Below are 10074 nucleotides of genomic sequence, written 5' to 3' on the forward strand. Positions count from 1 at the left end.
GACACACACCACCACCAGACCCACGCCCAGCAGCACGAAGTGACTCGACTCGCTTGAAGTCCTGCGCCCTCCGGATCGCTCCGTCGTGCGGGTGACTTCCAGCTGCCAGGCAGTGGGCGGAGAGTCCGGGTCGATGTGACCCTGTCCTCATCCGCGACGTCGCGCTGACAAGAGGAGACAGTACGTGTCATGACACCTGTTCGCAACCTGCCGGAAACACTGCGGCGTGTCGAACGCCCGCGATGCCCGGAACGGCGGGGATCGGGCTCAGGTGCGAGTCACGGCAGCGAGGGTCCGCTTACCCCTCCGGAGCACCGCGAACCGGCCGTGCAGCAGGTCGGCCTCGGTCAGCACCGCGTCCTCGTCGTCGATCCTCCGGTTGTTGATGTAGACACCGCCCTGCGCGATCGCGCGCCGGGCGTCGCCGTTCGACTTCGCGATTCCCGCGCTCGTGAGCAGGACATCGATGCGGTCGGTCGTCCGGGCACTTGTGCGGGGCAGCTCTGCGAGCGCGGCTTCGAGCGTTCCGGCGTCCACCGTGCCGAGGTCGCCCGATCCGAAGAGCGCCGCAGCGGCATCTCGCGCCGCGTCGGCTGCGGCGTCTCCGTGGACGAGCGCCGTCACCTCCCACGCGAGCCGCCGTTGCGCCTCCCGCAGCCCCGCGCGCTCGGCGGTCGCGACGCCAAGGAGGTCGATCTCCGCCTTGCCGAGGAAGGTGAACACCTTCAGCCTGCCGACGACGTCCGTGTCGGACGTGTTCAGCCAGAACTGGAAGAAGGCGTAGGGCGACGTCTCACCGGCGTCGAGCCAGATCGCCGTCCCCTCGCTCTTGCTGAACTTCCTGCCGTCGCTGTCGGTGATCAGCGGTGTCCCGATCGCGTGCACCGACGCCCCCTCCGCCCGACGGATCAGGTCGATGCCGCTGGTCAGGTTGCCCCACTGGTCGCTGCCTCCCGTCTGGAGCACGCACCCCCGCGAGCGGTAGAGCTCGAGGAAGTCGTAGCCCTGCAGGATCTGGTAGCTGAACTCCGTGTAGCTGATGCCGGCGTCCGAGTTCAGCCGGGCGGACACCGCGTCCTTCTTCAGCATGGTGCCGATGCGGTAGTGCTTCCCGACGTCCCGAAGGAAGTCGATCGCCGAGAGCCCGGCCGTCCAGTCGAGGTTGTTCACCATCTCGGCCGCTGCCGGACCGTCGAAGTCGAGGAACCGCTCCACCTGACCGCGCAGCGCCGCGACCCAGGTGCCGACGAGCTCTTTCGTGTGCAGCACGCGCTCGGCGGTCGGTCGGGGATCGCCGATCAGTCCTGTGGAGCCGCCCACGAGACCGAGCGGCCGGTGGCCGGCGAGCTGGAGGCGCCGCAGCACGAGCAGCTGCGTGAGGTGACCGAGGTGCAGGCTCGGCGCCGTCGGGTCGAACCCGCAGTACGCGACGATCGGACCCGCTGCGAGCGCTGCGGCGATCGCATCCTGGTCCGTGGAGACGTGCACGAGACCCCGCCACTGCAGCTCGTCCCAGAGGGAGGCGAAGCTCGGATCGTTGTGCTGGCGGGCGAGTGCGGTCGACGACACGCTTCGACGCTAACAGTGGTCCGAGCCGCTGGGAGTCGATATCAAGCCATCGTACTTGTTCTCGATGAATCAAGTCGCTACGCTTGAGCCGTGTTCGTGTTGACCGTCGATCAGATCGGCAGCAGGGAGTCCGACGCGGACGCCGTCGCGCCGATCCTCGCCGACCGCACCGACTGGCGGCACCGCGGCGCGGTGCTCGGGCCGGATCGCACCGCGGGGGACGAGTTCCAGCTCGTCTTCGACGAGGCGGGCGACGCGCTCGACGCCGCGCTCCACCTCCGCCGCGACGGCCGGTGGAGCGTCGGGATCGGCGTCGGCGACGTCCGTCTTCCGCTCGCCGCGACGACCGGTGCGGCGCAGGGAGCGGCGTTCCTCGCCGCTCGCGTCGCCGTCGACGCCGCGAAGCGCGCACCGCACCACCTCGCCGTCGCGGGCCCAGCCGAACGGGTCGACGACGGCGTGTCGGCGCTCGTCGGGCTGCTGCTCGAGGTCAGGGCCCGCCGGTCGCAGGAGGGCTGGGAGGTCGCCGATCTGCTGATGCAGGGGCTGTCGCAGGCCGCGATCGCCGACCGGCTCGGGGTCACGCCGCAGGCCATCAGCCTGCGCGCCCGCACGGCCGCCGTGCGCCTGGAGCGGGATGCGCTCCCCGCGCTCGCGGCCGCACTGGCCGGGCTGGACACGCCGCGCACCCTACGATCCTCCGAGTGAGTCTCTCCGGATTCCTGTTCACCCTCGGGTGGTTCCTGTTCCTGCTCTGCCCGATCGCGACCGCCGTCGTCGCGGTCGTCGCATGGCGGACGACCGCCCGGGTGCTGACCGTGCTCACGGTGTCCCTGACCGTGGTGACCCTGCTGGTGGCCGCGATCCTGCCGGAGGTCGCGCCCCCCGTCGTCTCGGCGATCACCGCGGTGGCGGCGGTCGTGATCGCGGTCGCGGGCGGCAGCCCCGTGGTCCGGCTGCTGCTGGATCGAACGACGTTCGACGAGCAGGAGGGGCTGCACGGCGGCATCGTCGTCGGTGAGCGCGAGCTGCTGCGCGGCGGGGAGGTGGTCGGCCTGCTGGAGCGCCTCGCGGTCGTCGGCGCGATCATCGCGGGGTTCCCGGAGGCGCTGGCCGTGATCATCGCGATCAAGGGCGTCGGCCGGTTCACCGAGCTGGACGACGGCGCGGTGCGCGAACGGTTCATCGTGGGCACGCTCGGCAGCTGGATCTGGGCCGCCGCGGCGGCCGGGCTGGTGCTGCTCACCAGCGTCTGACGCGCCGGACCGCGCGCCGGGAGACCCGGACCGCGTTCGATGGACGCGCTGTCCCGTTTCCGACCGAGCGCTCCGTCGATCGAGGGACGGAGCGTCGATCGACGGAGGCCGCGCTAGGCGACTGGACGCCGGGTGCGCCCCGGCCGGTAGGCCGACACGGTCGGGTCCTCCGCGATCCAGAACCGCCAGGGATACAGCTCCGCATCCCCACCCGCACCGGACACCCCGACGCGCGGACCGGTCAGGATCGACGCGGGCGGCGACGACGGGAGCTCGAGTCCGTACGGCGCCGCGAGCAGATCGGCGCCGTCCTGGTCCAGCGTCAGGTGCAATGCCACGGCGAGCCGGGCCGGGCCACGCGCGAGGTCGACGTCGCGCTTCGCGGTCGTGCGGCGGGAACGCGCGAGGTCGACGCCCTCGATGACCTCGCCGGCCCGCAGCAGAACCGCGGCCGCCCGACCCGGGGTCGCGCAGGAGAGGTTCGCGCAGGTGTGCATGCCGTAGGTGAAGTACGCGTAGAGGTGCCCGGCCGGCCCGAACATCGTGGCGGTCCGAGGCGTGCGGCCGCGATGGGCGTGGGAGCCGGGGTCCTCGCCGACGCCCTCGTACGCCTCCACCTCCGTCAGCCGCACCGAGACGGTGCCGTCCGCCGTCGTGTGGGACAGCACGCCGCCGAGCAGGAGGGGCGCGACCTCGACCGCGGGCGCCTCGAGCAGACGGCGCTCGACGGACACGGTCAGCGGGAGGTGGTGAAGAGGACCCCGTTGACCGCCGCGTACACGATCGCGGTGACGAGGATCGCCGCGGCGACGATCACGACGATGCGGATCACCCAGGGGCTGGACCAGCGGCCGCCGTGCGTGTCGCCGTACCTGCCGGCGCGGAGGACGGCCTTGCTCCTGGCCTCACCGCGCTTGCTCACGGCAGCGCCCCTCTCGCGACGCGGACCTGCTCGGTGAGGGAGGCGAGCTGCTGCCGGACCCGGTCGGGCGCGGTGCCGCTGACCCCGGTGCGGCTCGCGACCGAGCCGGTCGCGGTCAGCACGGACCGCACCTCCGGGCTGAGGGAGGGCGAGACCGCGTGCAGCTCGTCGTCATCCAGGTCCCCGAGGTCGACGCCGCGCGCCTCCGCCGCCGATACGAGCGCGCCGGTCACCTCGTGGGCGTCGCGGAACGGGACGCCCTGCTTCACCAGCCACTCGGCGACGTCGGTCGCGAGGGAGTAGCCCTGCGGCGCGGACTCGGCCATCCGCTCGAGGTCGAACCGGAGCGTCGCGATCAGCCCCGTCATCGCGGGCAGCAGCGTCTCGAGGGTCGCGACCTGGTCGAACACCGGCTCTTTGTCCTCCTGCAGGTCGCGGTTGTACGCGAGCGGCAGGCCCTTCAGCGTGGTCAGCAGCCCCGTCAGATCGCCGACGAGCCGGCCGGCCTTGCCGCGCGCGAGCTCGGCGATATCGGGGTTCTTCTTCTGCGGCATGATCGACGACCCGGTCGACCAGGAGTCGTGGAGGCGGGCGAAGCCGACATCCCGCGTCGACCAGAGGATCACGTCCTCCGCGAGCCGGGAGAGGTCGACGCCGATCATCGCGGCCACGAACGCGAACTCGGCGACGACGTCGCGCGCGGCCGTGCCGTCCATCGAGTTCTCGACCGTGCGGGAGAACCCGAGGCGCTCCGCGACGAGCGCGTCGTCGAGTCCGAGGCTCGACCCGGCGAGGGCGCCCGAGCCGTATGGGGATGCGTCCGCACGACGGCCCCAGTCGCCGAGCCTCCCGAGATCGCGGACCAGGGGCCATGCGTGCGCGAGGAGGTGGTGCGCCAGCAGCACCGGCTGGGCGTGCTGCAGGTGGGTCCTGCCGGGGAGGATCGCGCCGAACGTCGCGTCGGCCTGAGCCGCGAGCGCGTCGATCAGGTCGACGAGCTGCAGGCCGATGACGCGCACGTGGTCGCGGAGGTAGAGCCGGATCAGCGTCGCGATCTGGTCGTTCCTGCTGCGTCCCGCCCGCAGCCTCCCCCCGAGGTCGGCACCCGCCTCCTGCAGCAGCGCCTGCTCGAGGACCGCGTGCACGTCCTCGTCATCCGGGCCGGGGACGAGCGAGCCGTCCGCCACCCGGGCGTCGACGCGGTCGAGCGCGGCGACGAGGCCGGCGTGCTGCTCCGCCGTCAGATAGCCGGCCGTGGCGAGCGCCTCCGCATGCGCCCTCGATCCGGCGAGGTCGTAGTGCGCGAGCACCCAGTCGAAGTGGGTGGATCGCGAGAGCGCCTTCAGCGCATCCGACGGTCCTGCGGCGAACCGGGCGCCCCAGAGGGAGCCCGCGTTGGTGCCGTCGTGCGCGTCGCTCATGCCGCGGTCAGCCTACCGACGGCTCGCGGATCCGGAGATCCTGGGCGGCACCCCGTGTGAGGGCGTTCGACCGCGGGGTGGCGCGCGATATCTCCGGATCCGCGAAGGATCTCCGGATCCGCGGAGGTCACTGCTGGAGCAGCCAGATCAGGAGCGCCTTCTGCGCGTGGACGCGGTTCTCCGCCTCGTCCCAGATGACGCTCTGCGGGCCGTCGATGACCTCCGGCGCGACCTCGAACCCGCGGTCGGCGGGCAGGCAGTGGAGGAAGATCGCGTCGCTCGCCGCGGTCGCCATCAGCTCCTGCGTCACCTGATAGGGCGAGAGCGCCTCGATGCGGACCGCCTTCTCGTCCTCCCGGCCCATCGAGACCCAGGTGTCGGTGACGACCACGTCCGCGCCGACGACCGCCGCTGCCGCGTCGTGGGTCAGCAGGATCGAACCGCCGGTGGTCGCGGCGATGCGGCGGGCGTCCTCCACCACGGCGTCGACGGGCGGGTACGCCTCCGGGAAGGCGATCCGGACGTGCATGCCCGCCGTCGCGCCGGCCAGCAGGTAGCTGTGCACCATGTTGTCCGAGCCGTCGCCGACGAACGCGACGGTCAGTCCGGCGAGCGCGCCCTTGCGCTCCCGGATAGTCTGCAGGTCGGCCAGCAGCTGGCACGGGTGGAAGTCGTCGGAGAGCGCGTTGACCACCGGCACCGTGGTGCCCGCCGCCATCTCCTCCAGACCCGACTGGGCGTAGGTGCGCCAGACGATCGCCGACACCATCCGCTCGAGCACCCTCGCGGTGTCGGAGGGGGTCTCCTTGCCACCCAGCTGGCTGCTCGCCGTCGAGATGATCAGCGGGCTGCCGCCGAGGTCGGCGACCCCGACCGCGAAGCTGACCCGCGTGCGCGTCGACGACTTGTCGAAGATGACGGCGACCGTCTGCGGGCCCTCGAGCGGGCGCCTCCCCCACCGGTCCGCCTTCACCTGCACGGCCAGGTCGAGAATCTCGGCCTGCTCGGCCGGGGTGAGGTCGTCGTCGCGGAGGAGGTGGCGGGTCACCTGGCAACGGTATTGGGGTTCGGCGGATCGGCCGAATCGGGGCTCGGACGAGCACGTGAGCAGGCTGTCGTCACTTCGGCAGGCTGTGCGACGCCGTTCGGGCCTGCTGAAGCGAGACCGGCCTGCTCAGGTGCTCGGCCAGCCTGCCGGAGCGGGTCAGGAGGCGGCGAGCGCCTGACCGAGGCGGTCCCGGAACGCCTCCACCTCCGCGTCGCCGACGATCAGGGGCGGTGCGAGACGGATCGACGTCGGGTTGATCGGGTTGACGATCAGGCCGAGCTCGAGTGCGGCCGCCGCGATCGCCGGGGCCGCGCCCTCCACGGTGCCGATGCCGAGCAGGAGGCCGCGACCGCGGACCTCGGTGACGAGGGAGGAGCCGAACGACTCCACGGCGGCGCGGATCTGCTCGCCGCGACGGGCCGCGTTGCCGAGCAGGTCGGCCCGCTCGATCTCGTCGAGCACGGCGATCGCGACCGTGGTCGCGAACGGGTTGCCGCCGAAGGTGCTGCCGTGGTCGCCGCGCTGCAGCAGGCCGCTGGCGGCGCCGAACGTGACCATCACGCCGAGCGGCACACCGCCCGCGATGCCCTTCGCCATGGTGACCGCGTCGGGCGTGATGCCCTCCCGCTGGAAGTCGAACCACAGGCCCGTGCGGCCGACACCGGTCTGGATCTCGTCGATGATCAGCAGGGCGCCGTGGCGCTCGGTGATCCTGCGCGCCTCCCGCAGGTAGCCCTCCGGCAGCGGCACGACGCCGGTCTCGCCCTTGATCGGCTCGACGATCAGGGCCGCGACGTCGTCACCCATCGCCGCCTCGAGCGCGTCGATCGTGGAGTCGAGGTGCTCGACACCGCCCGGCAGCGGGAGGAACCCCTCCTGCAGCGCGGGCTTGCCGGTCAGCGCCAGTGCTCCCATCGTGCGGCCGTGGAACCCGTTCTTCAGCGCGAGGATGCGCGGGCGGCCGGTGCGCCGCGCGAGCTTGAACGCCGCCTCGTTCGCCTCCGCGCCGGAGTTGCCGAAGTAGACCCGGCCCTCCTCCCCCGCTCCGGTGATGGTCTTCAGCCGCTCGGCGAGCTCGAGCTGCGACGGTGTCGCGAAGTAGTTCGAGACGTGCACCATCAGCGCCGCCTGGCGGCCCGCCGCCTCCACGACGACCGGATGCGCGTGGCCGAGGGAGTTCACCGCGATGCCGCCGAGGAAGTCGAGGTACTGCTTCCCGTCGTCGTCCCAGACCCAGCAGCCGTCGCCGCGCACGAGCAGCCGCAGGGGCGGGGCGTAGCTGCCCATCAGGTCGTGCGAGTAGCGCTCGCGCCACTCCGTCATCGTCGCCGTCGTCATGCGGGGACCACCTCCGTGCCGATGCCGCTGCCCGTGAAGATCTCGAGCAGCACGGAGTGCGCGACACGGCCGTCGATCACGGCCGCCTTCGGCACCCCGCCGACGACCGCTTCAAGGCACGCGGTCATCTTGGGAATCATGCCCGACTCGAGCGAGGGCAGCATCCCGGTCAGCTCGGTCGTGGTGAGCGTGGAGACGAGGGAGGCGCGGTCGGGCCAGTTCGCGTAGAGCCCGGGCACGTCGGTGAGCACGACCAGCTTCTCCGCATCCAGGGCCACCGCGAGCGCCGCGGCGGCGCTGTCGGCGTTCACGTTCAGCGACTCCCCCGGGTGATCGAGATCGGGCGCGATCGTCGACACGACCGGGATCCCTCCGGCGTCCAGCTGCGCGAGCACCGCGGAGACGTCGACCTCGACGACGTCGCCGACCTGGCCGAGGTCGACCGCTTCCCCATCGACGACGGTGCCGCGGCGCCGGCCGCCGAACAGGCCGCCGTCCTCACCCGAGATCGCGGTCGCGATCGGTCCGTGCAGGTTGATCGCGCCGACCAGGTCGCGGCTGACCACCCCGGTGAGCACCATCCTGACCACGTCCATCACCTCGGGCGTGGTGACGCGGTAGCCGCCGCGGAACTCGCTCGGGATCCCGAGCCGCTGCAGCATCGCGGAGATCTGCGGTCCGCCGCCGTGCACGACGACCGGTCGCACGCCGACGGTCCGGAGGAACACGACGTCCTCTGCGAAGGCCGCCGTGAGCGCGTCGTCCACCATCGCGTTGCCGCCGAACTTGATGACGACGACCCTGCCTGCGAATCGCGTGATCCAGGGCAGGGACTCGATGAGCACGGCGGCCTTCGCTGCCGCCTCCTCGGGAGTCGTCGTCTGGACCGGGAGGCCGCTCACGTTTCGCCGTTCAGGCTGGATTGCGGACACGCCGCAGTGGCGCACCCACCGAACGGCGTGTCGGTGGAACGAGCCTGATCCGCGAAACGTGTCATGAGGAGTACGCGCTGTTCTCGTGGACGTAGTCGTGGGTGAGGTCGTTCGTCCAGACCGTGGCGGTGGCCTCGCCCGCGTGCAGGTCGATCGAGACCTGGACCGCGCGGTCGGTCAGGTCGACCAGGGCCCGCGGCTGGTCCGGCTGGCCCGCGCGGCAGACCTGCACGCCGTTCATCGCGACGTCGATGCCGAACGGGTCGAACTCCGCCGAGGTCGTCCCGACGGCCGCGAGCACACGGCCCCAGTTCGGATCGTTGCCGAACACCGCGGCCTTGAACAGGTTGCTGCGCGCGACGGCGCGGGCGACCTCGACCGCGTCGTCCTCGTCGGCCGCGTTCCGGACCTCGATCGCGACGTCGTGTGCCGCCCCCTCCGCGTCGCCCTGCAGCTGCAGCGTCAGATCCCGGCAGAGGTCGGTGAGCAACGCCGTGAACTCGTCGAGGTCGGGGGCGACCCCGGATGCACCGGAGGCGAGCAGCGTCACCTGGTCGTTCGTGGACATGCAGCCGTCGGAGTCGAGCCGGTCGAACGTGACCCTGGTCGCGGACCGCAGGGCGGCGTCGAGGTCCGCGGACTCCAGGTCCGCGTCGGTCGTGATCACGACCAGCATCGTCGCGAGACCCGGCGCGAGCATGCCCGCGCCCTTCGCCATCCCGCCGACGGTCCACCCGCCGCCCTGGCGCACGGCCTGCTTCGGGTGCGTATCGGTGGTCAGGATGGCGCGGGCCGCGTCGCCGCCTCCCGAGTCCCGCAGCGCCTCCGCTGCGCGGTTCACGCCGGCGACGACCTTGGTGGAGTCGAGCTGCTCGCCGATCAACCCCGTCGAGCAGACCAGCACGTCGCCAGGGGACAGATCCAGCGCCCGGCCGGCCGCCTCCGCGGTCTCGTGCACGGTCTGGAAGCCGAGCATGCCGGTGTAGCAGTTCGCCCCGCCGGAGTTGAGGACGATCGCGGACACCACGCCGTCCTTGATCACCTCCTTGCTCCAGATGATCGGGTTCGCCGTGCAGCGGTTGCTCGTGAACACCGCGGCCGCCGCCGCGGAGGGCCCGCGGTTGACGACGAGCGCGACATCGGGGCCGTCGCCGGAGCGCAGCCCGGCCTCCACGCCTGCCGCCTCGAACCCTGCTGCTGCGGTGACGCTCATGGTGCCGTTCCGTCGATGGGGAGACCCGCCGACTCCGGCAGGCCGAGTGCGAGGTTGGCCGACTGGATCGCGGCGCCCGCCGTGCCCTTGACGAGGTTGTCGAGCGCGGCGACGACGACGAGGCGGTTCGCCGCAGCGTCGACCGCGAGGCCGAGCAGGAGCGTGTTCGCGCCGATCGTGTGCTCGACGGCGGGGAACCGGCCGGCGGGCAGGAGGCGGACGAAGCGCTCGCCGCCGTACGCCTCCTCGTACACCGCGCGGATCCGCCGCTCGTCCGCGTCCGGTGCGAGCCGTGCGGTGCAGGTCGCGAGGATGCCCCTCGACATCGGCACGAGCACGGGGGTGAACGAGATCGATCCGCGCACCCCCGTCACG

General features: G+C 72.0%; 11 protein-coding genes. 2 read left to right on the forward strand and 9 right to left on the reverse strand.

Annotation, left to right across the window (positions count from 1 at the left end):
* Positions 1–267: 267 nt before the first annotated feature.
* Positions 268–1569: a tyrosine--tRNA ligase gene (tyrS, locus tag ACFE67_RS11880; protein WP_375407089.1), complete on the reverse strand. Its 1302-nt coding sequence runs from the start codon at positions 1567–1569 to the stop codon at positions 268–270.
* A 90-nt stretch (positions 1570–1659) separates the two neighbouring features.
* Here tyrS and ACFE67_RS11885 point away from each other — a divergent pair, with 90 nt between their 5' ends.
* Both ACFE67_RS11885 and ACFE67_RS11890 read left to right on the forward strand, forming a co-directional pair.
* Positions 1660–2277, forward strand: a complete 618-nt coding sequence (locus tag ACFE67_RS11885) for a DNA-binding protein (protein ID WP_375407090.1) — start codon at positions 1660–1662, stop codon at positions 2275–2277.
* Positions 2274–2825, forward strand: coding sequence for a hypothetical protein (locus ACFE67_RS11890; RefSeq protein ID WP_375407091.1), 552 nt, complete (start codon positions 2274–2276; stop codon positions 2823–2825). Before ACFE67_RS11885 ends, ACFE67_RS11890 begins: the two co-directional genes overlap by 4 nt.
* 113 nt (positions 2826–2938) lie before the next feature.
* On the opposite strand, the gene ACFE67_RS11895 is transcribed toward ACFE67_RS11890, so the two are convergent.
* The 8 genes from ACFE67_RS11895 to ACFE67_RS11930 form a co-directional block, all read right to left on the reverse strand.
* Positions 2939–3559, reverse strand: a complete 621-nt coding sequence (locus tag ACFE67_RS11895) for a DNA-3-methyladenine glycosylase (protein WP_375407092.1) — start codon at positions 3557–3559, stop codon at positions 2939–2941.
* A 2-nt stretch (positions 3560–3561) separates the two neighbouring features.
* The gene (locus tag ACFE67_RS11900; protein WP_375407093.1) at positions 3562–3747 is read right to left on the reverse strand and encodes a hypothetical protein; all 186 of its coding nucleotides are present in this window, start codon (positions 3745–3747) and stop codon (positions 3562–3564) included.
* Positions 3744–5168 carry an argininosuccinate lyase gene (gene argH, locus ACFE67_RS11905; RefSeq protein ID WP_375407094.1) on the reverse strand — a complete coding sequence of 475 codons (1425 nt, stop codon included), beginning with the start codon at positions 5166–5168 and terminating at the stop codon, positions 3744–3746. Before argH ends, ACFE67_RS11900 begins: the two co-directional genes overlap by 4 nt.
* A 127-nt stretch (positions 5169–5295) precedes the next feature.
* Positions 5296–6216, reverse strand: coding sequence for an ornithine carbamoyltransferase (gene argF, locus ACFE67_RS11910; RefSeq protein ID WP_375407095.1), 921 nt, complete (start codon positions 6214–6216; stop codon positions 5296–5298).
* A 156-nt stretch (positions 6217–6372) separates the two neighbouring features.
* Positions 6373–7554: an acetylornithine transaminase gene (locus tag ACFE67_RS11915; RefSeq protein WP_375407096.1), complete on the reverse strand. Its 1182-nt coding sequence runs from the start codon at positions 7552–7554 to the stop codon at positions 6373–6375.
* Positions 7551–8456 (reverse strand): acetylglutamate kinase, encoded by a 906-nt coding sequence (gene argB, locus ACFE67_RS11920; RefSeq protein WP_375407097.1) that lies wholly within the window; start codon positions 8454–8456, stop codon positions 7551–7553. Before argB ends, ACFE67_RS11915 begins: the two co-directional genes overlap by 4 nt.
* A gap of 91 nt (positions 8457–8547) precedes the next feature.
* Positions 8548–9699 (reverse strand): bifunctional glutamate N-acetyltransferase/amino-acid acetyltransferase ArgJ, encoded by a 1152-nt coding sequence (argJ, locus tag ACFE67_RS11925; RefSeq protein ID WP_375407098.1) that lies wholly within the window; start codon positions 9697–9699, stop codon positions 8548–8550.
* A partial coding sequence (locus tag ACFE67_RS11930) for an Asd/ArgC dimerization domain-containing protein (RefSeq protein WP_375407099.1) occupies positions 9696–10074 on the reverse strand: 379 nt, incomplete at its 5' end. The genes argJ and ACFE67_RS11930, both read right to left, overlap by 4 nt.

Source organism: uncultured Amnibacterium sp. (genome assembly GCF_964244015.1).
Taxonomy (GTDB): Bacteria; Actinomycetota; Actinomycetes; order Actinomycetales; family Microbacteriaceae; genus Amnibacterium.

Excerpts from the sequence above, each read along its gene's own strand:
- argH (WP_375407094.1), bottom strand. The coding sequence starts at position 5,168 with ATGAGCGACGCGCACGACGGCACCAACGCGGGCTCCCTCTGGGGCGCC.
- ACFE67_RS11915 (WP_375407096.1), bottom strand. The coding sequence starts at position 7,554 with ATGACGACGGCGACGATGACGGAGTGGCGCGAGCGCTACTCGCACGAC.
- argJ (WP_375407098.1), bottom strand. The coding sequence starts at position 9,699 with ATGAGCGTCACCGCAGCAGCAGGGTTCGAGGCGGCAGGCGTGGAGGCC.